This is a genomic window from Zwartia sp., from assembly GCF_049655405.1.
In the GTDB taxonomy this organism is placed as follows: domain Bacteria; phylum Pseudomonadota; class Gammaproteobacteria; order Burkholderiales; family Burkholderiaceae_B; genus Zwartia.
The window spans coordinates 121,748-144,294 of the sequence record NZ_JBASJR010000012.1 but is presented as its reverse complement, the minus strand read 5'-3'; the positions used below and the strand labels follow the sequence as shown (position 1 = coordinate 144,294).

The 22,547-nt window shown below is 53.1% G+C and carries 22 protein-coding genes; 14 read left to right on the top strand and 8 right to left on the bottom strand.

Annotated features, from left to right (window positions below; genetic code table 11):
• Nucleotides 1–4 precede the first annotated feature (4 nt).
• Nucleotides 5–1,291, top strand: a complete 1,287-nt coding sequence (locus tag WBJ47_RS11210) for a muropeptide transporter (protein WP_422243311.1) — start codon at nt 5–7, stop codon at nt 1,289–1,291.
• Nucleotides 1,292–1,317: 26 nt separating this feature from the next.
• Here WBJ47_RS11210 and WBJ47_RS11205 read toward each other — a convergent pair whose 3' ends face one another.
• Nucleotides 1,318–2,118 (bottom strand): exodeoxyribonuclease III, encoded by an 801-nt coding sequence (locus WBJ47_RS11205; protein ID WP_422243310.1) that lies wholly within the window; start codon nt 2,116–2,118, stop codon nt 1,318–1,320.
• 66 nt (nt 2,119–2,184) lie between these two features.
• Here WBJ47_RS11205 and pyrE point away from each other — a divergent pair, with 66 nt between their 5' ends.
• Nucleotides 2,185–2,856 carry an orotate phosphoribosyltransferase gene (pyrE, locus tag WBJ47_RS11200; RefSeq protein ID WP_422243309.1) on the top strand — a complete coding sequence of 224 codons (672 nt, stop codon included), beginning with the start codon at nt 2,185–2,187 and terminating at the stop codon, nt 2,854–2,856.
• Here pyrE and gatB read toward each other — a convergent pair.
• From gatB to gatC, 3 genes are read right to left on the bottom strand one after another with little or no spacing between them, the layout of a single operon-like run.
• The gene (gatB, locus tag WBJ47_RS11195) at nt 2,853–4,310 is read right to left on the bottom strand and encodes an Asp-tRNA(Asn)/Glu-tRNA(Gln) amidotransferase subunit GatB (RefSeq protein ID WP_422243308.1); all 1,458 of its coding nucleotides are present in this window, start codon (nt 4,308–4,310) and stop codon (nt 2,853–2,855) included. The genes pyrE and gatB overlap by 4 nt on opposite strands.
• Nucleotides 4,310–5,842: an Asp-tRNA(Asn)/Glu-tRNA(Gln) amidotransferase subunit GatA gene (gatA, locus tag WBJ47_RS11190; protein ID WP_422243307.1), complete on the bottom strand. Its 1,533-nt coding sequence runs from the start codon at nt 5,840–5,842 to the stop codon at nt 4,310–4,312. Before gatA ends, gatB begins: the two co-directional genes overlap by 1 nt.
• 1 nt (nt 5,843) lies before the next feature.
• On the bottom strand, nt 5,844–6,152 hold the full coding sequence (gene gatC / locus WBJ47_RS11185; protein ID WP_422243306.1) for an Asp-tRNA(Asn)/Glu-tRNA(Gln) amidotransferase subunit GatC: 309 nt from the start codon (nt 6,150–6,152) through the stop codon (nt 5,844–5,846).
• A 149-nt stretch (nt 6,153–6,301) separates the two neighbouring features.
• Between gatC and WBJ47_RS11180 the strand changes: the two genes are divergently transcribed.
• The 5 genes from WBJ47_RS11180 to rodA are packed head-to-tail and all read left to right on the top strand — an operon-like array spanning nt 6,302 to nt 11,858.
• Nucleotides 6,302–7,345 carry a rod shape-determining protein gene (locus WBJ47_RS11180; RefSeq protein WP_028816863.1) on the top strand — a complete coding sequence of 348 codons (1,044 nt, stop codon included), beginning with the start codon at nt 6,302–6,304 and terminating at the stop codon, nt 7,343–7,345.
• Nucleotides 7,346–7,388: 43 nt separating this feature from the next.
• Nucleotides 7,389–8,306, top strand: a complete 918-nt coding sequence (gene mreC / locus WBJ47_RS11175; protein ID WP_422243305.1) for a rod shape-determining protein MreC — start codon at nt 7,389–7,391, stop codon at nt 8,304–8,306.
• Nucleotides 8,284–8,841 (top strand): rod shape-determining protein MreD, encoded by a 558-nt coding sequence (mreD, locus tag WBJ47_RS11170; protein WP_422243304.1) that lies wholly within the window; start codon nt 8,284–8,286, stop codon nt 8,839–8,841. Before mreC ends, mreD begins: the two co-directional genes overlap by 23 nt.
• A gap of 12 nt (nt 8,842–8,853) precedes the next feature.
• Nucleotides 8,854–10,722 carry a penicillin-binding protein 2 gene (gene mrdA, locus WBJ47_RS11165; protein ID WP_422243303.1) on the top strand — a complete coding sequence of 623 codons (1,869 nt, stop codon included), beginning with the start codon at nt 8,854–8,856 and terminating at the stop codon, nt 10,720–10,722.
• Nucleotides 10,719–11,858: a rod shape-determining protein RodA gene (gene rodA, locus WBJ47_RS11160; RefSeq protein WP_422243302.1), complete on the top strand. Its 1,140-nt coding sequence runs from the start codon at nt 10,719–10,721 to the stop codon at nt 11,856–11,858. Before mrdA ends, rodA begins: the two co-directional genes overlap by 4 nt.
• A gap of 20 nt (nt 11,859–11,878) precedes the next feature.
• Here the strand turns inward: rodA and mutY are convergent, their stop codons facing one another.
• Genes mutY through WBJ47_RS11145 form a run of 3 tightly spaced genes read right to left on the bottom strand, consistent with a single transcriptional unit; the run spans nt 11,879 to nt 14,630 of the window.
• Nucleotides 11,879–12,967, bottom strand: coding sequence for an A/G-specific adenine glycosylase (mutY, locus tag WBJ47_RS11155; RefSeq protein WP_422243301.1), 1,089 nt, complete (start codon nt 12,965–12,967; stop codon nt 11,879–11,881).
• A gap of 20 nt (nt 12,968–12,987) precedes the next feature.
• Nucleotides 12,988–13,896 (bottom strand): cell division protein FtsX, encoded by a 909-nt coding sequence (locus WBJ47_RS11150; protein WP_422243300.1) that lies wholly within the window; start codon nt 13,894–13,896, stop codon nt 12,988–12,990.
• Nucleotides 13,896–14,630 carry a cell division ATP-binding protein FtsE gene (locus tag WBJ47_RS11145; RefSeq protein ID WP_422243299.1) on the bottom strand — a complete coding sequence of 245 codons (735 nt, stop codon included), beginning with the start codon at nt 14,628–14,630 and terminating at the stop codon, nt 13,896–13,898. The genes WBJ47_RS11150 and WBJ47_RS11145 overlap by 1 nt, the downstream gene beginning before the upstream one ends.
• 198 nt (nt 14,631–14,828) lie before the next feature.
• Here WBJ47_RS11145 and WBJ47_RS11140 point away from each other — a divergent pair, with 198 nt between their 5' ends.
• Genes WBJ47_RS11140 through WBJ47_RS11120 form a run of 5 tightly spaced genes read left to right on the top strand, consistent with a single transcriptional unit; the run spans nt 14,829 to nt 19,990 of the window.
• A complete protein-coding gene (locus WBJ47_RS11140; RefSeq protein ID WP_422243298.1) occupies nt 14,829–15,845 on the top strand; it encodes an amino acid ABC transporter substrate-binding protein in 1,017 nt (338 codons plus the stop codon).
• A 46-nt stretch (nt 15,846–15,891) separates the two neighbouring features.
• On the top strand, nt 15,892–17,082 hold the full coding sequence (locus WBJ47_RS11135; protein WP_422243297.1) for an amino acid ABC transporter permease: 1,191 nt from the start codon (nt 15,892–15,894) through the stop codon (nt 17,080–17,082).
• 1 nt (nt 17,083) lies between these two features.
• Entirely contained in the window at nt 17,084–18,181 is a 1,098-nt protein-coding gene (locus WBJ47_RS11130; RefSeq protein ID WP_422243296.1) for an amino acid ABC transporter permease, read from the top strand.
• Nucleotides 18,182–18,228: 47 nt separating this feature from the next.
• The gene (locus tag WBJ47_RS11125) at nt 18,229–18,969 is read left to right on the top strand and encodes an amino acid ABC transporter ATP-binding protein (RefSeq protein WP_422243295.1); all 741 of its coding nucleotides are present in this window, start codon (nt 18,229–18,231) and stop codon (nt 18,967–18,969) included.
• Nucleotides 18,970–18,979: 10 nt separating this feature from the next.
• A complete protein-coding gene (locus WBJ47_RS11120) occupies nt 18,980–19,990 on the top strand; it encodes a Bug family tripartite tricarboxylate transporter substrate binding protein (protein ID WP_422243294.1) in 1,011 nt (336 codons plus the stop codon).
• 5 nt (nt 19,991–19,995) lie between these two features.
• Here the strand turns inward: WBJ47_RS11120 and WBJ47_RS11115 are convergent, their stop codons facing one another.
• Nucleotides 19,996–21,405: a DHA2 family efflux MFS transporter permease subunit gene (locus WBJ47_RS11115; RefSeq protein ID WP_422243293.1), complete on the bottom strand. Its 1,410-nt coding sequence runs from the start codon at nt 21,403–21,405 to the stop codon at nt 19,996–19,998.
• 52 nt (nt 21,406–21,457) lie between these two features.
• On the opposite strand from WBJ47_RS11115, the gene WBJ47_RS11110 reads away from it, so the two are divergent.
• A complete protein-coding gene (locus WBJ47_RS11110; protein ID WP_422243292.1) occupies nt 21,458–21,646 on the top strand; it encodes a DUF3460 family protein in 189 nt (62 codons plus the stop codon).
• Nucleotides 21,647–21,652: 6 nt separating this feature from the next.
• Complete coding sequence (locus WBJ47_RS11105) at nt 21,653–22,531, top strand: segregation and condensation protein A (RefSeq protein WP_422243291.1); 879 nt, start codon at nt 21,653–21,655, stop codon at nt 22,529–22,531.
• Nucleotides 22,532–22,547: the final 16 nt, after the last annotated feature.

Here is a 22,547-nt window from a genome sequence, read left to right as displayed (position 1 = left end):
CCGCATGACCGCTCAGCGCACGCCGCAAGCAGAGGCTGAAACTCAGACAATTCCTGCTTCAAAACTTTACACTAGTAAACGCGTTGCACCTTTGCTGGCGCTCGGCTTTGCGAGTGGCTTGCCTCTGGCTTTAACGGGTGGAACGTTGCAAGCATGGGCAACCCTTGAGCAAGTCTCCCTTCAAGAAATTGGATTTTTGACCTTGGTGGGAACGGCGTACACACTCAAGTTCCTTTGGGCTCCGCTGATTGATCGTTATGCGCCCCCATTCTTGGGACGTAGGCGAGGGTGGATGTTAGTGATGCAGGTGTTACTCGCGCTCGGCATCATGGCAATGGGTTTGATGTCTCCAGGTCAGAGTCTTTTGCCGCTTGCCTTACTTGCGGTTGCCGTAGCTTTTTGTTCCGCAACTCAGGATATTGCTTTTGATGCTTACCGCAGCGATGTGCTGCGCAAAGAAGAAAGAGGAGCAGGTGCGGCCTTGTCTGTGCTCGGTTATCGGCTTGCAATGTTGACCTCCGGTGGGCTGGCATTGATTTTGGCGGATCAGTGGCTGGGCTGGGGCTATACCTATATGCTGATGGGGGCGTTGATGTTGGTGGTTGCACTCGCCACGCTCTGGGCTCCAGAGCCCGAGGTCCCCGCGCAGACGCCACGCTCCCTTTCGAGGGCAGTATTTGAGCCCTTCAAGGAGTTTTTTGGTCGTCCCGAAGCGCTCACAGTCTTGCTGTTAATTGTCCTCTACAAGCTCGGTGATGCATTCGCGGGGGCGCTCTCTACGACGTTTCTGTTGCGTGCCGCGGGTTATACGGCGACCGAGGTCGGAACAGTGAATAAGCTGTTGGGCTTGACAGCGACGATCGTGGGCGCACTGACGGGAGGTGCGCTGATGGCGAAATTAGGACTGTACCGATCCTTAATGCTGTTTGGTTTGCTGCAGGCACTTTCCAATCTTGGCTTCTGGGTCATTTCCGTGGGGCCGCATAGCGTCTTCTTGATGGCTGCAGGTGTGGGACTTGAGAACTTGTGCGGAGGCATGGGTACAGCTGCGTTTGTCGCCTTGTTGATGGGTTTGTGTAACCGAGAGTTTTCTGCCACGCAGTTTGCCTTGTTGTCGGCACTGTCTGCGGTGGGTCGTACTTACTTGGCAGGACCGCTGACTCCGCCCTTGGTGCTGTTCGCAGGATGGCCGACTTTTTTCTTGATGACCGTAGTGATTGCCCTGCCAGGTTTGTTGCTATTGTGGTGGCGTCGCCGCGACATTGAGCGGATCGATGCCGCGGGAGTATGACGCGCTGCGTTCAAGTGCGAACGGCTTTAATCTTTCGCCCCGAGCGTAAAGTCGTAATCGATGGTGAACGGGGCATGATCAGAAAAACGTTCGTCTTTGTAAATGCTGGTTGAGCGCGCCAGTGAAGCAATCCCCGGCGTGGCGAGTTGATAGTCCAGACGCCAGCCCACGTTCTTGGCCCAGGCCTGTCCACGGTTGCTCCACCACGTATATTGCTCGGGGCTTGGGTCGAGGGTTCTAAAGACATCGACAAAGCCGATTTCCTCTAGGGTATGCGTGACCCAGGCACGCTCTTCAGGGGTGAAGCCAGAGTTTTTCTGATTTGATTTCCAGTTTTTGAGGTCAATTTCTTTGTGTGCGATATTCCAATCAGCGCAGATCACGTACTCACGCTTAGTCTTTTTATGATCGTCCATCATGGCTTGTAGCCAAGGACCAAATTTAGCGAGGAAGCGAAACTTGGCCTCCTGCCTTTCTGGCCCGCTTGAGCCCGAGGGAAGGTAGGCGCTGACAACAGTTAAGTTAGACCAATCTGCACGAATGACGCGACCTTCTTGATCAAACTCTGGGCAGTCGATTCCAGTGAGCACACGCTCGGGTTGTTGTCTCAAATAGATGCCGACCCCGCTGTAGCCTTTTTTTTCAGCCGCGCAAAAATGACCGGTATAGTCCAGAGGATGTTGGTAGTCCTGCTGAATGTCCGCCAGATGCGCTTTGAGTTCCTGAAGACAAAGAATATCCGCCTGATGTGATTTCAGCCATTCAAGCAGGCCTTTGTTGTAGGCGGAGCGAATGCCATTGAGGTTCAGTGAGGTGATGCGCAGCAAGGCAGAACTCCTAGTCGGTGAGATAATGTACGGGTTTAAAGTCGAGTCGAAACAGAAAGGAATGCTATGTCGCTAGGTGCTGATCGTCGAGAGTTTGTCCAGTTTGCCTTAAAAGAGGGCGTGCTGCGCTTTGGTAGTTTTGTGACTAAGTCTGGCCGCACAAGCCCCTACTTTTTTAATGCTGGGCTTTTCAATACTGGAGCCTCTGTTGGCAAGCTTGCGCAATTTTATGCTCAGGCACTGATTGACTCCAAGTTGCCTTTTGATATGCTGTTTGGCCCCGCCTACAAGGGCATTCCCTTGGCAACGGCCACTTCAGTCGCCCTTGCATCGCACGCAGGACTTCAGGGGCGGGATGTGCCCTTCGCCTACAACCGCAAAGAAGCCAAAGATCACGGTGAGGGCGGTGTGCTGGTGGGTGCTCCACTCAAGGGAAAAGTCGTGATCATTGATGATGTGATTACAGCGGGCACGTCGGTGCGTGAGTCTGTTGATATCATTCGTGCGGCTGGTGCAGAGCCTTGTGCAGTGCTGATCGCGATGGATCGCATGGAGCGCGCGGGGCCAGACGGCGCCCTTTCGCCCCATTCGGCCGTCCAGGAGGTGCAGCAGCGCTATGGCTTGCCAGTGGTCAGCATTGCTTCTCTCACGGATATCTTGGCGCTGCTTGACAAAAACGCCGAGTTCGCCGAACTCCGCGAGGCGGTGTTGGCGTATCGCGCGCGTTACGGTATTTAATTGTCTAGCTTAGCCTTCAGGATGTCGTTGACTTGCTGAGGGTTGGCTTTGCCTTTGGCCGCTTTCATAATCTGACCAACAAGCGAGTTAAAGGCCTTTTGTTTGCCAGCGCGGTATTCCGCCACAATTGCAGGGTTTTCATTGAGTACAGCATCCACCATGGCAGCAATGGCGCCCGAATCACTGATTTGCGTCAGACCTTTGGCTTGAATGATGGCATCGGGATTGCCGTCATGTTCGCCTGTCCACATGGCAGCAAAAACGTCTCGGGCAATTTTGTTAGAGATTGTGCCGTCAATGATGCGAACCAATAGCGCTGCGAGGGCCGTTGCCGAAACCGGTGATTCACTGATGTCTTTTTCTTCTCGGTTAAGCGTCGCGGAGACCTCACCCATGATCCAGTTGGCGGCGAGCTTGGCTTGACCCGCGGGCAGGGCCGCATTGACGCTTTCAAAGTAGGCGGCGAGAGCTCGGCTGATGGATAACTGGGCGGCATCGACGGGTGCCAAACCAAACTCTGAGATAAATCGAGCACGCAAGGCTGCCGGTAGTTCCGGCATCGTTTGACGCACGGACTCGATCCAGTCCTGGGCAATCACGAGTGGTGGGAGGTCAGGATCTGGGAAATAGCGATAGTCATGTGCGTCTTCTTTGCTGCGCATGCTGCGTGTTTCGTCACGCTCAGAGTCATATAGGCGTGTTTCTTGAACCACACGACCCCCATCTTCAATCAACTCGATTTGGCGTCGGACTTCATATTGAATGGCGCGTTCGAGAAACTTGAAGGAGTTGACGTTTTTGATCTCGCAGCGTGTGCCGAATTCTTGTTGGCCAACAGGGCGAACAGAGACGTTTGCATCAATGCGGAATGAGCCCTCTTGCATGTTGCCATCACAAATCCCTAGCCACATCACCAGGCTATGCAGAGCTTTGGCGTAGGCAACGGCTTCGGCAGCAGAGCGCATTTCCGGCTCAGATACGATCTCAAGCAGAGGCGTGCCCGCGCGGTTGAGGTCAATGCCCGAGGAGGATTCACCATGCGGACCCACAAAGTCATCATGCATGGATTTGCCGGCATCCTCTTCGAGGTGGGCGCGGGTCAGATTGACCGTTTTTTCCTGATCACCTACAAAAAAACTAATGGAGCCGCCTTGAACAACGGGGATCTCAAATTGGCTAATTTGGTAGTTTTTTGGAGAGTCGGGGTAAAAGTAGTTTTTGCGCGCAAAAATGGAACGTGGTGCAATGGTCGCACCCACAGCCAAACCCAGACGAATCGCTCGATCGACGGCAGCGCGGTTCATGACGGGCAGCGAGCCAGGTAACGCTAAGTCGACTTCGTTGGCCTGTGTATTGGGCAAAGCACCGTAACGCGTTGAGCTACCTGAAAAAATTTTGGTTTGAGTCGAAAGCTGGGTATGTGTTTCCAGTCCGATCACGATTTCCCATGCCATTATGCTTGCCCCGCAACGCGTTGATGCCAGTCCGTGACTTGCTGAAACTGATGGGCGACAGCCAACAGTCGTCCTTCGTCGAAATAGTTACCAATAATTTGCAAACCGATTGGCAAGGGTTTGCCGGAGGCACCCGGACCAAAACCGCAGGGAATCGACATGCCTGGCAAGCCTGCGAGATTGAGGCCCAAAGTGTAGATATCGGCTAGCCAGTCGGCAGTCGGATCATTTTGATTTTGCTCGATGGGTGGAGCGACCGTGGGTGTGACAGGACCCATGATCACATCACACTGTTGTGTCAGTGCAGCTTGAAAATCATCCACAATCATGCGGCGCAAACGTTGCGCCTGAAGGTAGTAGGCATCATAGTAACCATGTGACAGGACGTACGTCCCAATCAGAATGCGTCGCTTGACTTCTGAGCCAAAACCTTCGGCGCGGGAGCGAGCAGTCATGTCAGCGAGATCCGAGTAGGACTCGCTGCGATGTCCGTAGCGCACACCATCATAGCGGGAGAGGTTGCTGGATGCTTCTGCAGGCGCGATGACGTAATAGGCGGGAATGGAAAGCTCTGTGCGTGGCAAGGAAATATCGACACGCTGAGCGCCCAGTTTTTCAAATTGCTGCAACGCGGCTTCGATGGCTTGGGCGACATCGTTCGAGAGCCCTTCCCCAAAGAATTCCTTTGGTACGCCAATCCGTAAGCCTTTGAGAGGCTGAGAGGCGCTGCTGCTAAAGTCGGCATCGGCGCGGTTGAACTCAGCCCGGATACGACCGGGTGCGTTGGGAACGCCTTTGCAATGTTCTGCGCTAGTGGAGTCTTTGCTGTCAAAGCCACTCATGACATCAAGCAGATCAACGAGGTCAAGGGCACTGCTGGCCAATGGGCCGGCTTGATCCAAGCTTGAGCCGTAGGCGATCATGCCATAGCGAGAGACCGCACCATAGGTTGGTTTGATCCCGCTGACTCCGCAGAGGGCCGCAGGCTGGCGAACAGAGCCGCCTGTATCTGTGCCCGTGGCGGCAATGACGAGTTTGGCTGCTACCGCTGCCGCTGAGGCGCCGGAGGAGCCACCTGGGACAGCAGAGGTGTCCCAAGGGTTGTGAGTGGGGCCAAAGGCTGAATGCTTATTGCCTGAGCCCATGGCGAATTCGTCGCAATTAAGTTTTCCAAGCGTGACGCAGCCAGCTGCGCGCAGCTGATGAACCACTGTGGCATCGAATGGGCTGGTGTAACGCTTTAGCATGTTGCTGCCCGCAGTACTGCGCCAACCTTGGGTCACAAAGACGTCTTTGTGGGCGATAGGTAACCCGGTCAGGATGTTGCCATTACCGGCGGCGAGTATTGCGTCGGCTTGGCGCGCCTGGGCAAGTGTGAGCGCTGCATCGACGTGAACAAAGGCGTTTAGCGCAGATTGCTCCGCAATGTGATTGAGGCAATCTTGAGCGAGCTCGGTTGCACTGAGCTGGTGCTTGGCCAGTGCCTGGCTCAAGGCTGAAATGCTGGGGTAGCGCTGGAGGGCGTTGGACATCTTATTCAATTACCTTTGGAACCAAGAACAGACCTTCGGAAGCGCCTGTTGCATTTGCCATGAGGGCGGCTCGTCGCTCTATGGAGGACTCTTCTGTGACGACGTCCTCACGCAAACGCAGGTGAACGTCTGAGACTGATGCGAGAGGGTGCGCCAAAGGCTCTACGCCCTCGGTGTCGACAGACTGGAGTGCTTCGATGATGACGAGGATTTTGTTCAGGTCGGTCTGAGCCTGCGCCTGTTGATCCGGGGTCAAATGAAGCCTTGCCAGGCGGGCGATACGGGCGACTTCTTGGTCGGTGAGGGCCATAAGACAGGTTTAATCCATTCAGGGAGTCGGCCCGTGACTTTCCGGGCTTGACGAGAGCAAATCTTGCCGTTGTTGGAGAATTATAAGTTATGATGGAGGGCTAATCGCCGCGACCTGCGTGCATCAATTTTCCCTCTGGCTGGGCTCTCATGTTTGGATTCCTGCGTAGTTATTTTTCCAGTGACATGGCGATCGACCTCGGTACCGCCAACACTCTTATTTATGTCCGCGGCAAGGGCATCGTCCTTGACGAGCCCTCTGTCGTCGCGATTCGCCACGATGGCGGTCCCGGAGGTAAAAAAATCATTCAAGCCGTTGGTCGCGAAGCCAAGCAAATGCTTGGGCGTGTCCCAGGCAACATCGAGGCGATTCGCCCGATGAAAGACGGCGTGATCGCTGACTTTACGGTGACTGAGCAGATGCTCAAGCAATTCATCCGTATGGTGCATCCGCGCAATATGTTGGCTCCGAGCCCCCGGATTATCGTGTGCGTTCCCTGCGGTTCGACCCAGGTTGAACGTCGCGCGATCCGTGAGTCTGCCCTTGGTGCGGGCGCCAGTCGCGTGTATCTGATCGAAGAGCCAATGGCTGCGGCGATTGGGGCTGGCCTGAACGTTTCGGACGCGAGCGGCTCCATGGTGGTTGATATTGGTGGCGGCACGACTGAGGTTGCGGTGATTTCCTTGGGTGGCATGGTCTACAAAGGCTCTGTCCGCGTGGGTGGAGATAAGTTTGACGAAGCAATCGTCAACTATATCCGCCGCAACTACGGTATGTTGATCGGTGAGCCAACAGCCGAACTCATTAAAAAAGAGATCGGTTCTGCCTTCCCCGGTTCAGAAGTGCGCGAAATCGAAGTCAAGGGCCGAAATTTGGCCGAAGGCGTTCCCCGCAGCTTTACAGTTTCCTCCAACGAGATTTTGGAGTCACTGACCGATCCGCTTAATCAAATCGTTTCGGCCGTCAAGATCGCTCTCGAAAACACTCCGCCTGAGCTGGGCGCTGACATTACGGACAAGGGTATTGCCTTGACCGGTGGTGGCGCATTGCTGCGCGACCTAGATCGTCTGCTCCAAGAGGAAACGGGCTTGCCTGTGATCGTTGCAGAGGATCCTTTGACCTGCGTGGTGCGCGGTTGCGGTGACGCACTCGAGCACTTGGAAAAGTTAGGCGCAATCTTCATTAACGACTAGTCAACCTGGCTGTTTGGTTCGGGTGGCTTTGTACTGAGCTCTGATGCAACGACACGTCACCCTTCGGCTTTTTCGGCGCGGCCCTGCCGCCGAAGTCACCTTAACCTTTTTGGTTCTCATCTCTATTGTCCTGTTGTTTACAGACGCGACATGGAATAAGACCAATCCTGTTCGACAGGTGATTGCAACCTCGCTCTACCCTTTTCAGCGAGCGGTCTTGTTTCCTCGTGACATGCTCACGATGTTCAATGAATGGGTCAATGCGGCAGCACTCATCAAGTCGGAAAATGAAGCACTGCAGCGTCAACGGATTGCCTTGGCGCAAGTTTCAGCCAATGCAGCCTTACTTTCTGCTGAAAATACTCAACTCAGACGCCTGTTAGGTGTGCTTGAAACAGCAGTAGACCGGCCAACGGTTGTGGTTGAGGTTTTATACGAGCCGGTCAACGCCTTTACCCGGCGTATTGTGTTCAATAAAGGTAGTCGTGCGGGCATTGCGCAAGGCATGCCAGTGATTGATGAGAGTGGTGTCGTGGGGCAAATTACGCGCGTCACACCCATGACCTCTGAGGCAGCCATGCTGACGGATGAGATTGTGTCTATTCCCGTGCAGGTGCTGCGCAATGGCTTGAGATTGATTGCCTTTGGCTCAAGCTCCCCCGGAAAGGTTGAGGTCCGCTATTTTTCCTCAGATGCAGATATTCGTGAAGGTGATCAGCTTGTAACAAGCGGGGTGGGTGGCGTGTTTCCCGCAGGGCTTGCTGTTGGCCGCATTGATCACGTTGAGCGCAATCCTGCTTCTGGTTTTGCGCGAGCCGAAGCACAACCTGCATCACATCCGGAACGTTATCGACATTTCTTGGTCTTACAAGTTCCAGTTGGTGATGGCCTCACGTCATTGCCTTCTGCGGCCGCCACATCATCGACGGAGCTTGCAGGTGCGACAGACAAGACCAAGTAAACGACCTCCTATGCCAATGGCCCATGCTGTGGGCCCCGAGTCTCTCGAGGCAACGATGGGGGCGGGCTATGTCTGGACCACCATGCTGTTGGTCTGGATTGTGTCCTTGCTGCCATGGAGAGTCTGGCATGCGGCTCCAGAATTGCTCCTGGTGGTGATTACCTTTTGGTCTCTTCGCGACTCTAGGCGCGTGGGGTTGGTGGTGGCCTTTTTGTTTGGACTGACGCTCGATGTGCACGATGTTGGGCCGCTTGGCTTGCAGGCGCTCATGTTTACGCTGACTGTTTATGGTGCACAGGCGATGCAACGCCGAGTGTTGCGTTTTGATTTATTCCAGCAGGCCATTCATTTGTTGCCGGTTTTTATAGGAACAAAGTTAGTCGCAGTATTGATCGGCGCTTTTTTGGTGAGTGCTTGGCCAGGTTGGTCTTGGTTGTTGAGTGCGCTGTTGACCGCGGCCTGTTGGCCGCTTGTGAGTTGGTTGCTTTTACTGCCTCAGCATCGTCTAGATGATGCTGAAGGCGGCTCTGCTTGAGCTTGACAGACTATGTTTGATTTCAAGCAAACAGACCAACAACAAAAGCGGCGTTTTTTGTTGAGAGCCGTTGTTGCAGGTATTCTGGCGATTGCTTGCTTTGGCTTGCTGGGCTGGCGGTTTTGGGTGCTTCAGGTTGAGCGACACGAAAGCCTTGCAGCACGCGCTGAAAACAACCGTATCGCCGTTCTGCCCATTCCACCGCGAAGAGGCGATATTGTTGATCGCAACGGCGAAGTGTTGGCACGCAATTATTTGAGTTTTACTCTCGAGGTGGTTCCCGGTCGCGCAGGTAATCTTGACGAAATGCTGGGGCGTTTGACGCCTGTGGTTTATGTCAGCAGTGCGGATCAGCGACGTTTTAAGCGCCGAGTCAGCGAGTCAGGGCGGTATGCCAACATTGTGCTGCGAAACAATCTGAATGAAACGGAAGCTGCCTGGTTTTCTGCACACTCTTTGCGTTTTCCAGGTGTGGAGTTGCGAGCCCGCTGGGTGCGTGAGTACCCTCAAGGCAAGGCTGCTGGACACGTGGTGGGCTACGTCGGCCGAATATCTGAATCCGATGTGACGATGCTCGAAGACAAAGGCGAGCTTGGTAATTACCGCGGTACCGATATCATCGGAAAAAAAGGGATTGAAAAAACCTACGAGTCGGTTTTGCATGGCAAAACTGGTTTTGAGGAAGTGGAGGTCACCGCGCGTGGAAAGCCCGTGCGTCGTCTGCGCAAGGTGGATCCTACACCTGGCTCAAATCTTGTGTTGTCGCTTGATATGGAACTTCAGCGAATCGCAGAAGAGGCCTTCAAAGATCAGCGCGGGGCATTGGTTGCGATTGAACCGGCCACAGGGGACGTCCTGGCCTTTGTGTCGCAGCCTTCCTATGATCCCAACTTATTTATCGACGGCATTGACGTGGAAAGCTGGCGCCGCCTCAACGAATCGCCGGATCACCCCCTGATTAATCGTCCTGTGTACGGGACTTATCCTATTGGTTCTACCTATAAGCCTTTTGTGGCCCTCGCAGCTTTGGAGCTCAATAAAAGGCGGGCTTCAGACAGGATTAATGATCCAGGGTATTTTGAGTTTGGTGGTCAGCGATTCCGCAATGCGGGCTCAGCGTATTTTGGCTCAATTGATATGCATCAAGCCTTGGTGGTTTCATCTGATACTTATTTTTACTCACTGGCGCCTGAGATTGGGGTAAATGCATTACATGATTTTATGAAGCCTTTTGGATTTGGTCAGATCACCGGCATTGATATCGAAGGTGAGCGCAAGGGCGTGCTGCCCTCTACAGAATGGAAACGGAATGCCTATAAAAAGCGTGAACAGCAACGCTGGTTTGCAGGGGAAACTATTTCTGTTGCTGTGGGGCAAGGTTACAACTCTTTCACTTTGATGCAACTCGCGCAGGCAACCGCAGTATTGGCAAATGACGGGACGTATATGCAACCGCATTTGGTGCGCGCAATTAAAAACCCAACGTCTGGTGAAGAGCGGCTGACTGTGGCCGAAGCCTCACACCGCATTCCCTTAAAGCCCGAAAACGTCCAGGCTGTGAAGCGTGCGCTTGCGGATGTTACGGTGATTGGCACCGCTCGCCAAGCCTTTGTGGGAGCGCCTTATCAAACTGCCGGTAAAACAGGAACTGCACAGGTGTACAGTTTGCGCGGGGGTAAGTATCAAAGTAGTGCTATTGATGAGCGTCTGCGTGATCACGCTTTGTTCATGGCTTTTGCTCCAGTCAAAGATCCCAAAATTGCCATCGCTGTATTGGTTGAAAATGCAGGTTGGGGGGGGAGTGTGGCCGCACCTATTGCGCGCAAAGTCTTTGATCAATGGTTGTTGCGCAATCCCAAGGGAGGCGTGGCGCCAAGATGAAATTGATTTTTAAATTTCTCCTGCGCGGCATCACAGCCTTCGATTGGCCGCTCATGATTGTGCTGCTGCTCTTGGGGGCAACTGGGTTGCTGGTGATGCATTCTGCTGTGGGCGGTACCGACTGGCGTTATGCCGATCATTTGCGTAACTTGCTGATTGGGCTGGGGGTCATGTGGATTGTGGCGATGGTGCCTTTCCAATGCATCTTGAAATTTGCTGTGCCGTTTTATGTTGTGGGTGTGGTGCTACTTTTAGGTGTTGAGTTTTTTGGCCACACGAGCAAAGGCGCCACGCGTTGGCTCAATCTAGGTTTCATTCGGATTCAGCCCTCTGAAATGCTCAAAATCGCAGTGCCTTTAATGCTGGCTTGGTATTTTCACAAGCGGGAAAGCTCTTTGCGGTTTTATGATTTTTTTGCGGCCGGCGCATTATTGCTCGTCCCGTTTTTATTGATTGTGAAACAACCAGATCTCGGGACCGCATTGCTGGTCTTTGGCGCAGGATTTTGCGTCATTTATTTTGCGGGCCTGTCCTTTAAGTTGCTCGTACCCATCACGATTGCCGCCGTGGTGGGCATTGGGGGCATCATCGTGTATCAAAAGGATCTGTGCCAAGAAGGTACAGACTGGGTGGTGTTGCATGACTACCAAAAGCATCGCGTATGCACGTTGCTTGACCCAAACAACGACCCTTTGGGTAAAGGATTTCACACGATTCAGTCTACGATTGCTGTGGGTTCAGGTGGCGTGTATGGCAAGGGTTATATGAGTGGCACCCAGACTCATCTGGACTTTATTCCTGAGCGTACAACAGACTTTATTTTTGCGGTGTTTGCAGAAGAGTTTGGCTTGTATGGTGGCGTAACGTTATTAATCTTGTATTTGTTACTTGTCTTTCGAGGGCTCGCAATCGCCATTCGCGCGCCGACCCATGGCAGTCGCTTGTTAGCAGGCGCACTCACGATGGTTTTGTTTGTCTATGTGTTCGTCAACATCGGAATGGTCACGGGCTTGTTGCCTGTTGTCGGCGTGCCTTTGCCGTTGCTCAGTTATGGTGGCACGGCGTTAGTGACGATTGGTATTGCGTGCGGCATGCTCATGAGCATTAGCCATTACCTTCCTAATAGTGAGCCTTGATCGGACAACCCCCGCTCACCTCACTCTCTCGGTGATTGCAGCAGTTGATCTGCCCGAAGCCCCTCCAGTAGTTTGCGAACGGGGGCGGGCAGGCCAAGTGTATCGAGTTGTTCGACATGTACCCATCGACGCTGATTGGAGGTGGTGCTCAATGGATCACTATTAGAGGATACCTGCGCGAGCAAGGGCGTAATCGTCAGTCGATAGTGTGTAAAGACATGCAGAAAAGGCGTCAATGTTTGTAATGTTTGAAATTGGAGGCCGAGTGTATTGCAGGCTTGCTCGGACGAGTCAGACGTTTTGAACTCAGGCAGACTCCATAACCCACCCCAAATTCCGGTGTCGGGTCGTTGCTCGAGTAGCACGTGGTTGTCGCGATAGGCCACCATCATCCCCGTTGTGCGTTCGGGCAACACCTTGCGTTGGCGCGGCCAAGGTAGTTCCTCAGTTCGGCCTGTGCTGCGGGCGAGGCAGCCTTTCTCAATCGGACATTCAGTACATCGCGGACGACTGCGCGTGCAAAGCGTTGCACCCAGATCCATCTGGCCTTGCGTGTAACGCGACATTGCCTCTGGATCGGTCGTACATGTTTTGACGGAGGGAAGCTGCTCCCGGGCGAGCTGCCATAGTTTTATTTCTGTGGCGCGCTGTGTCGGATCGCCCTCGACCGCAAAGTATCTTGCAAAGACGCGCTTGACGTTGCCATCCAGAATCGCTGTGCGCTCTCCAAAACAAAAAGAAGCAATGGCGGCTGCAGTGGAGGGCCCAATGCCAGGTAGCGTGGCGAGCCCGGCTGCGTCACCAGGAAAAGATCCATTCCATTCTGTCATTACGCGCTTTGCGCAGGCATGAAGATTGCGCGCGCGTGCGTAATAACCTAGGCCCGCCCATTGCGCCATCACGGCTTCGGATGTTGCAAGGGCGAGTTTTTCAACGTCTGGAAAGTGCTTTAAAAAGCGTTGGTAGTATTCGATCACCGCACTGACTTGCGTTTGCTGCAACATGATTTCGGAGAGCCACACGCGGTATGGATCACGCGTGTTTTGCCACGGTAAGTCATGGCGACCATGGGTGCGTTGCCATGCAATTACTCGGTTGGCGAGTCTCATATTGGGACGCGTTAAGGTGATTAGAAGCGAGTGTTGCGTTGCACGGACCATCTGGCCGAAAGCGCGCCAAGTGCGGCCACAATCAGAACGCAGGCAGTCAGGACGAGCGGTGCGGGGAGTGTGAGCGCAAATTCTGCATCATAGGTGCGCGCAAGCGAAGCAAGCGCATCATTGAGTGGGGCGAGCGTTAGGCGAGCAATACCCAGGCTGATGAGTGCCGCTAAGCTACAGGTCAACGCACCTAAGTATAAAAAAGGCCGCCGGACAAAAGATTCCGTTGCTCCAACTAAGCGTGCCACGCCAATTTCCTCTCGTTGCGAAAGCGCTTGCATACGGACTGTATTGAATACTGTGGCGAGCACCACCAGCATGACACTCAGTGCGAGGAGCAAGAGGCCGATTCGCCCAAAGCGTAACAGTGCCTCAAGACGTTGCACCCAGGCGCTGTCAAGCTGAACGATATCGACACCCTGCCATTTACGTAAAACGTTTGCCAATTGATCGGCGCGCTTGGCGAGGTCATCGACTGGCGCGAGCTCCACAACGATGGCATCGGGGAGTGGATTGACAGGCAGTACTTTTAAAGCTTGCTCCCAGGCTGGATTCGCGCGTAGATCCTCTAGTGCGCGTTGTTTAGAAATGACGCGTACTTTGACGATTTGCTCGGCATGCTCATCGCGAATCCTGCGCGCCAGCTGTTCGGCGACAGTGGAGGCTGCATCAGTTTTTAGAAAAACTGTGAGCTCAGGTGTCACGGAAACTTGTTTGGCGACCGGTTCAATCGAGATCAGAAAAGAGGCTCCCAGCAATGGAAGTGCCAACGCGAGGGCGATCACTAATAAATTCGTTAAAGAGGAGATCGGCTGAGCCAGCAATCGTCTCAGGGTCACGGTGATTGCGTAGTGGTGTTGTCTGAACAAGCTTTTCATCAAATGGCTCCACCGATGCTGGGTTCGATATGTCCAGACCCTGATGTGTGAACAGGTGCGGAGCTAGAGCGTCTGGCCGCGGAGTCGGCAAACTTGCCGGGCTCAACTTTGAAGGCACGGGTGGCGTATTCGGCCATCAACTCATCGTCATGAGATGCAATCACGGTTGTCACGCCTACGCGGTTGAAGTCTTTGAAAACAGACATGATGCGACGGGCGGTGTCTTTGTCGAGACTGGCGGTGGGTTCATCAGCAATCAAAATAGCGGGTCGGTTCACAATCGCACGCGCAATCGCCAGTCGTTGTTGCTCTCCGCCAGAAAGCTCGATGGGTGGAACGTTTTCCTTGGCAATGAGGCCTACTTTTTCAAGCGCAGCACGGGCGCGGGCACGGGCCACTTCAGAGGCTAGCCCCGTTACGGTCAGAGGTAATAAAACGTTTTCAATGGCACTTCGATCATAAAGAAGGTGGGTGTCTTGCAAAATGACACCCACAGAGCGCCTCAGATAAGGCCTGGCGCGTGCGGAAAGCTGCTCGAGCTTATGGCCATTGACTTGGATAGAGCCGCGACTAGACGATTCTAGGCCTGCGATCAGCTTTAACAGCGTGGATTTGCCAGCGCCGGATGGCCCCGCCACGTAAACAAACTCTCCGGCGGCGACGCGAAAAGAAATATCTGCCAAGATGTTACGTCCTTGGCCATAGGATTTGAATACATGCTGGAATTCGATCATGGCATCACTTAGGTTTTTCCCTAATGATAACCTTGCCTGCACGTAAATATATGAGCTTATGACAGAGGAATTATTGACTGCGAGGGATTTCCCCCATACAGTCCGTCTGTATGTAAGGCTACCATTGGTGCCTTGCACAATCAGACCTGCGGTTGGCCCTTTGGCTGCCGTACCCTTTAGTATTTCGGAGATCGTTTAATGAAATTCTTGAAACTAGCAGTCGTCGGCGCAGCAATGCTTGCGGCCAACACAGTCGCGCAGGCGGGCCCCACGTTTGATAACGTCAAAAAGAAGGGCTTTGTCCAGTGTGGAACAAACACAGGTTTGGCAGGTTTTTCAGCCCCTGACAGCAAGGGCGTCTGGTCTGGTCTGGATATCGACCTTTGCCGTGGTGTAGCTGCCGTCATGTTTGGTGATGCTTCCAAGGTTAAGTTCACACCCTTGACCGCTCAGCAACGCTTTACAGCATTGCAGTCTGGCGAAATCGACGTGTTGACACGTAACACCACCCAGACCATGACACGCGACACTTCACTCGGCTTGCTCGGTGCTGGCGTCAACTTTTATGACAGCCAGGGTTTGATGGTTCGTAAAGACTTGAACATCAAGAGTGCCAAAGAGCTCAACGGCGCAACCATTTGCGTCCAGCCTGGCACCACGACAGAGCTGAACTTGGCTGACTGGTTCCGCGCCAATAAGCTGACTTTCAAGCCAGTGGTGATCGAGAAGGTTGACGAAGTCGTTCGTGCTTATGACTCAGGTCGTTGCGACGCTTACACGACAGATAAGTCAGGACTTGCCTCGTCACGTACGACACTCAAGAATCCAGAAAACAACATTATCTTGCCTGAGAACCTTTCAAAAGAGCCTTTGGGCCCACAGGTTCGTCAAGGTGACGAGCAGTGGTTGAACGTTGTCCGTTGGACGCTCTACGCCATGCTTGAAGCTGAAGAGTATGGCATCACCCAAAAGAATGTCGATGAAATGCTTAAGAGCACCAATCCTAACATTCAGCGTATTTTGGGCGTGACACCAGGAATGGGTAAAAACCTGGGCGTGTCAGAAAAGTGGGCCTACGACCTCATCAAACAGGTGGGTAACTACGGCGAGAGCTTTGAGCGCAACATTGGACCCAAGACCCCTCTCAAGCTTGAGCGTGGTCTGAATGCACAGTGGACCAATGGCGGCTTGATGTACGCTTGGCCAATCCGCTAAATTTAATTGATACATAGGGGCGACCGCTCTGCGGTCGCCCTACGTTATGACGAAGCCTAAAGATTCTCTTGTTGTACCTCCCGCTCGAAGACGTTTGTCTTGGAATGATCCAGGCACGCGCTCGATTATTTACCAAATCCTTGCCTTGCTTGCTGTTGGCGGCGCGGCATGGTTTTTGATCCATAACACGCTGAGTAATCTGTCAGCGCGAAATATCTCCACTGGTTTTGCTTTTCTCGACAGAGAAGCAGGTTTTGCTATTGGCGAGACCCCCATTGCATACAGTCCTGCGAGCACCTATGGTCGAGCGATCACGGTGGGTTTGCTCAATACACTGCGTGTTGCCCTGATTGGAATTGTGCTGGCCACGATTCTGGGTACGTTGATCGGTATCGCAAGGCTCTCTAGCAACTGGTTGATCCGCAAGATTTCAAGTATTTACGTTGAAGTCATGCGTAATGTCCCACTGCTTCTACAGCTTTTTTTCTGGTACGCCATTATTTCGGAAACGCTGCCCGGGCCGCGTCAGGCCTTACATCCCTTGCCAGGAATATTTGTATCGAACCGTGGCGTCCAAATGCCCACCGTCCACGGTGATGGATTGCTCTGGCTCGTCATCGGTGTGCTGGTTTCTGTGTTGCTGATGATTGTGATGGCCAAATGGGCGCGTAAGAATCAGGAAAAAACAGGTCAGATCTTTCCTTTAGTCCGTTGGTCCTTAGTGCTGTTGATTGTTGTCCCGGCGGTGCTATGGTTTTTTAGCGGTACTTCGATGTCACTCGATGTGCCTGAACTCAAGGGCTTTAACTTTGCTGGCGGGATGACTCTGTCTCCAGAGTTCGCCGCGCTATTGATTGGTCTAGTGATCTACACGGCGGCCTTCATCGCAGAGGTGGTGCGCTCAGGTATTCAGGCTGTCAACCGTGGTCAGTGGGAAGCCGCTGAAGCCCTTGGGCTTAAACGCGGGCAGGTGCTGCGTTTGATCGTATTGCCTCAGGCGTTGCGCGTCATCATTCCGCCTATGACCAGTCAGTATCTCAACATCACAAAAAACAGCTCGCTTGCAGTGGCCATCGGCTATCCGGACATTGTGTCGGTGATTAACACGACCTTGAATCAAACCGGACAGGCGATTGAGGGCATTATGATGATCATGGCAGCTTACTTGACAGTGAGTTTGTCGATTTCTGTCTTTATGAATTGGTATAACAAACGCATTGCGTTGGTGGAGCGTTAACATGAGCACACCAACAACGAAGGTTTCTACAGAGCAGGCTCCAGCGTCCGGCATTGGTGTGCTGGCCTGGATGCGCGCGCAGCTGTTCTCCTCGCCCATCAATAGTCTGCTGACCATTTTGTCAGTCTGGCTACTGCTGGCGACCGTTCCGGCAATGGTGGACTGGTTTGTCATCAATGCGAACGTCAGTGCTACAACGGCCGATCAGTGCCGTGAGTCAACAGGTGCGTGTTGGGCCATGATCGTTGAAAAGCACCGCATCATTCTCTTTGGTTTATATCCTTATGATGAACAATGGCGACCGCTGATTGCAACAGGTATTTTGGTCAGTGCCATCATCCTGAGCGGTTGGAGAAAGCTGTGGAATCTCTCTTTGCTAGTGATGTGGACGCTTGCACTCGTGGCGGTGGCCATTTTGATGTGGGGTGGGGTGTTTGGTCTAACCTACGTAGAGAATAGCCAGTGGGGCGGCCTGCCTTTGACCTTGATTCTGTCGACCTTTGGTATTGCGCTCGCGTTTCCATTGGGCATTGTGTTGGCCTTGGGACGTCGCTCCAATATGCCAGCTATCAAGTCTATTTGTGTGGTGTATATCGAGCTTATCCGTGGGGTGCCACTGATCAGTTTGTTGTTCATGTCAGCGGTCATGCTGCCATTGTTCTTGCCTGAGGGCATGAACATCGACAAGCTGTTGCGCGCACAGATTGCTATTATTTTGTTTGCGGCGGCCTATATGGCCGAGACGATTCGCGGTGGACTTCAGGCAATTCCTAAGGGACAGTTTGAGGGAGCGGACTCGTTAGGTCTCAGCTATTGGCAGCAAATGCGCCTGATCGTTTTGCCCCAAGCGCTCAAGATTGTGATTCCGCCATTGGTGGGATTGTTTATCGCATTATTCAAAGACACCTCGCTGGTGGTCATCATTGGTATTTTTGACTTGACCCAAGCTGCCAAGGTCGCCTTGACCGATCAAGCTTGGCGCGGCTTTAGTGTCGAGGTCTACATTTTTATTTCCGCGATTTATTTCGTATTTTGCTACTCAATGTCCAAGTACAGCCAGTCGCTTGAAAAGCGACTCGCAACTGGTCATGAGCGTTAGGGGCTGCGCGCCAATCTCTGGGTGCGCCCGATCTCTGGAGAATATGTATGGCTGACGCCATCATTCGCATGAAAGACGTCAACAAGTGGTACGGTAAGTTCCACGTGTTGCGCAATATCAATCTGGATGTCGCTCAAGGTGAGCGCATCGTTGTCTGCGGACCCTCTGGCTCTGGAAAATCAACGCTGATTCGCTGTATCAATCGGCTCGAGGAGCATCAGAAAGGTCAGATCATCGTTGACGGTACCGAAATCACCAATGATTTGCGAGATGTCGAAGCCATTCGGCGTGAAGTGGGTATGGTGTTTCAGCACTTCAACCTGTTTCCACACTTGACTGTGCTGGAAAATCTGACGATTGGTCCAATTTGGGTGTTGAAAACCCCCAAGGCGGAAGCCGAAGCCCGTGCCATGAAATATCTGGAGCGCGTGCGGATCAGTGAACAAGCGCTGAAGTTCCCTGGCCAATTGTCAGGTGGACAGCAGCAACGTGTCGCCATCGCTCGCTCGCTTTGCATGGATCCCAAAATCATGTTGTTTGATGAACCAACTTCAGCTTTGGATCCCGAGATGGTCAAAGAGGTCTTGGATGTCATGGTTGGACTGGCCGAAGAGTCGGGTATGACTATGTTGTGTGTGACGCATGAGATGGGTTTTGCACGTAAAGTTGCAGATCGTGTGATTTTTATGGACCAGGGTGAGATCATTGAGCAAAATACGCCCGATGCATTCTTTGATCACCCTCAGAACGAACGTACCAAGCTCTTTCTCAGTCAAATTCTCCATTAAGCGAACCATCATGAACACGACCCACCGCAGACTTCGTAGAATCCTATTGTTAGCGCTGGGTCTGGGCAGTGTTTCATTTGGGATGACTGCACAGGCGCAGTCATCAACGGATTGGCCGACCAAGCCCATTCGTTTCGTGGTGCCTTACCCACCAGGGGGCCCGCTCGATACGATGGCTCGCGTGCTCGCTGAGCAGGTGAAAACCACTCTCGGTCAGCCCGTTGTTGTGGAAAATCGTCCTGGGGCAGGTGGCAATATTGGTGCAGACCTCATCGCGAAGGCTCAGCCTGATGGTTACTCGTTGGTGATGGGGGCGGTGGCAACACATGCGATCAATCCCGCGCTTTATTCCAAGATTCCTTATGATGCCGTGCGGGATTTTGCACCGGTTGCTCTGGTCGCTTCTGTGCCCAATGTGTTGATCGTCAATAAAGAATTTGCGGATAAAAATAATATTCGCACAGTGCAAGATTTGGTGAAGTATGCCCTTGCACATCCCGGCAAGTTGAATGTCGGCTCGGGTGGTTCGGGCAGCGCAGGACACCTTGCGGGCGAGCTGTTGTCTGCACGCACGCAGATCAAAACTGTTCACATTCCTTATCAAGGCGCGGCGCCTGCAAAGCTGGCTTTGTTATCGGGTCAGTCTGATTTTATGTTTGACAATCTTGCTTCTGCAGCGAGTTTGATTAAAGAAGGCAAGGTTGTGGCCTTGGCAGTCACCACCGACAAGCGCTCAGATATTTTGCCTGAGGTGCCGACTGTTCAAGAGGCTGGAGTCAAGCCGTTTGATCTGGGCACTTGGTTTGGTGTGTTTACGACTGCCGGTACGCCACCTGCAGTGATCGCCAAGCTGCACCAAGCCTACAGCGCTGCATTGGCTGATCCAGCTGTTCAGACACGTCTCAAACAGATGGGATCAAATGCTCCAGCGTTGACGCCGGCTCAGTTTGCCGAGATGGTGGTGCAAGAGCGTCAAAAATACCAAGAACTGGTCAAGCTCTCGGGTGCAAAGGTCGATTAAAGGGCTTAACGCTGACGCAGCGTTTCGCCCGCATTGGGTGACAGTCTCCAAAACGCCAGACTGGCGAGTGCACACAACACTCCGATCACAATAAAACCGACCATCACATCCGCTGCGATGAGGGTATCGCTGTTTCGCCAGGCCATGCTTAAGTTAAGCGCCTCAGCGGCAACTCCGACGCCTAAGCTGATACCAAGTTGCTGTGCCATCGCGGCAAAACTGCTGGCGCGACTCATGCCTGCATGGGCGATATCCGCATAGGCAAGCGTATTGACCGCTGTAAATTGCAGTGAACGGAAAAATCCACCTATCAACAAAATCCCGAGCATCAGCACCGCTGGCATCTCTGGTGTAAAGCCGGCACAAGCGGCTAGGCTCGCGCCAGTCAAGAGCGCGTTGAACGTCAACACGTTGCGGTATCCCCAACGGTTGAGGATGCGTGGGGCGGCCATTTTCATGAGTAGAGAGCCGATTGCGCCGACAAAGGTAATCAAGCCAGCAGAGAGCGCGCTCATCCCAAAACCGATTTGCAGAAGGAGCGCGAGTAAATAGGGGGTCGCGCCTACAGCGAAACGACACAAGTTTCCAGCAAGAACGGCGGCGCGGAATGTTGGGATGCGTAACAGCGTCAAGTCGATAATTGGGTTGGGATGCCGGCGTGCATGCAGAACATACAGGTAGCCCGTGAGGAGACCTGTTCCAATGATCGCGATTGAGATCCAAGCCGCTGGACCGCCGTGGCCGAGCGACTCAAAACCGCTGACGAGTGCTGCCATGCATACCGCACTGAGTAAAAATCCAACAATATCTAAGCGGGGTATTTGAGCCTCAGTTGGTAGCTCTTTCACATAGCGCAAGATCAACCAAACGCCAAGCATACCGATGGGAATGTTGATTAGAAAAATCCAGTGCCATGAAGCATAAGTCACCAGTAGTCCACCGAGCGGCGGGCCAGCCATAGGTCCAATCAGCGCAGGCATCGATAAAAAAGCCATTGCTTTTAATAAGTTATGCTTAGGTATGGTGCGCAGCAAAATAATGCGTCCCACCGGAACCATCATGGCGCCACCCAATCCTTGCACCACGCGTGAAATCACTAATTGTGTCAGTGAGTTTGAAAGGGCGCAGGTCAGAGAGCTGAGCGTAAACAGCACAATTGCTGCAATAAATACTTTTCGGGCTCCGTAGCGGTCTGCCGCCCATCCGCTGACGGGAACAAACATGGCCACGGCGATCAAGTAGGATGTGATGGTGATGTTCATGCTGATTGGATCTGAGCCCAAATCGCGCGCCATCGCGGGAAGTGCGGTGGTGACAACCGTCGAGTCCAGCATTTGCATCAGCAGTGCACAGCCGACAATAAAGGGCAGAATGCGCTGGGCCGGTGTGGGTGGTTCGAGAAGTGGGCTAGTCATGGGCAGCTCTACAGTACACTAGCGAGCAGTCTAACCTTTTTGTTGACGAGTTATGGCAGACCAATACACCTCCGAAATCACACAATTCCTCCAGAAATTTAAGTCGGAGCATCCTGACGTTGAGCAACGCCAGCGTGATGGCCGTGCACGTCTCTGGGATCGCCCTCAGGATCAGGAGCAAGTCGAGGGGTTTAAACAGGCGCGCGTACGTCAAACTCCTTACGTTTACCAAAACAACTAAAGCCCAATGGTTGCGAAGCAAGTATCGGGCGATAGTCTGAGTGCGTTGGTAGAGCCCTCGATTGATACGACACCAGATGTCATCGATGCGGTGGCCCTCGCTCGGCTGTATGGCGAGCCTTTGTTCGCCCTGCCCAATGATTTGTACATTCCTCCTGATGCGCTTGAGGTGTTTCTGGAAACCTTCCAGGGACCACTCGACTTATTGTTGTACTTAATTCGCAAGCAGAACTTCAATGTTCTGGATATTCCGATGGCCGAGGTCACCCGGCAATACTTGTCATATGTTGACCAGATTCGGATGCACAACCTTGAGCTTGCCGCTGAGTATCTTTTGATGGCTGCGATGCTGATAGAGATCAAGGCACGCATGTTGTTGCCGGTTAAGAAATCAGATTCTGGCGAAGAGCCAGAGGATCCACGCGCTGAACTGGTTAGGCGATTGCTCGAATACGAGCAGATGAAGCTTGCTGCTCAGCGTTTAGATGCGTTGCCTCAGCTGGGACGTGATTTTCAGCGTGCGCAAGCTTTTGCCGATCTACGTGTTGAGCGCGCATTGCCCGAAGTCAACGTAGAGGATTTGCGACAGGCTTGGATTGATATCCTTAAACGTGCCAAGCTTAACGCGCATCACCACATCACACGCGAGCAGCTTTCAGTACGCGATCACATGACACACATTTTGCGTCGTTTGTCTGATGTGCGTTTTATCGAGTTCGGTGAGCTATTCATGGAACGTATCGCTGAGGGTGCAGCAGTTGCGGTAGTGGTGGTGCATTTCCTGGCCTTGCTTGAGCTTTCAAAAGAGTCCCTGCTTGAAATCACACAGGCTGAGCCCTATGCCCCGATTTATGTGCGGCTGGCTTATACCAGCGCTGCGGTCTGATTATTCGACCCACCGA